Here is a 984-nt window from a genome sequence, read left to right as displayed (position 1 = left end):
ATAAACGCATAAGGTCCTTTTTGCATAAGTTCACGTTGTAAATCAGCATATATTTGCGCCCGTTTTTGCGGATCTTTTTGAAACAACGCATCTTCAACTTTTTGATTCATCTTGGCATCAAAATATCCATGCTGCCAACTAGGATAAGCTGTATTTTTTGCCTCAAACCGATTATCTGGATTATAAACAAGACGTGAAGCCATTGTATGAGGATCCGCAGAATCATTATTCCATCCAACAAAAATTGTATCAAAAGCTCGGGCATAAAGTTTGGAAAACAACTGTGTACCTGCCAATCGCTCAATTTTAAGACGCACCCCCGCCTGCGCAGCACTATCTTGGAGTGACTGAGCAAGTAACAAAGTATAAGGAGCATTTGATACGAGAAAATTTGCCTCAAATCCGTTCGGATAACCGGCCTCTGCTAAAAGCTGCTTGGCTTTTTGAATATCAAGCTTAAAGGGTTGCCCTTCTTTTTCATCCAAAGCCCCAAGATTGCCAAGAGGAACAAAACTTGCCCGTGGAATACCAATCCCTTTGAGAAGTTTCTTGCCAAGACCTTCATAATCTATAAGATAACGCATCGCCAAACGTACTTTTTCCTTAGCAAAAATGGGATTCGTCGTATTGAATCCCCAATACATCATGGTTGGCACCAACACTTTTTCAACTTTAACATCTGTTGTTTTTTGCAGATCTGCAAGATCTTCAGGTGTCAAATTACGAGCAACATCAATATCATGTTTTTGCAACAACAAGCGTTGTGTTCCAGGCTCCGCAACATGGCGAATTAAAATCTGTTTTAGTTTAGGTTCTTGTCCCCAATAATGAGAGCTTGCACGCAATAAAATCGCTTCTCCAGGGCGCCAACTTTTTAACTGATAAGGACCAACGCAAGCAGCATGAGTTTTCAAATACTGATTTCCCAAATCACCATTTTTTTCGTGTTTCATGATCGTCTTACGATCAAGCAAAGCTGTTGCA

The 984-nt window shown here is 40.3% G+C and carries 1 protein-coding gene; it reads right to left on the bottom strand.

The window, feature by feature from the left end; genetic code table 11:
- Positions 1-984: ABC transporter substrate-binding protein (locus ACFIKB_RS09375; RefSeq protein WP_375653488.1), on the bottom strand; the 984-nt coding region annotated here is incomplete at both ends.

Source organism: Bartonella sp. MR110HLJHH, assembly GCF_042194225.1.
In the GTDB taxonomy this organism is placed as follows: Bacteria; Pseudomonadota; Alphaproteobacteria; order Rhizobiales; family Rhizobiaceae; genus Bartonella; species Bartonella grahamii.
This window is presented reverse-complemented; position numbering and strand designations above follow the sequence as displayed.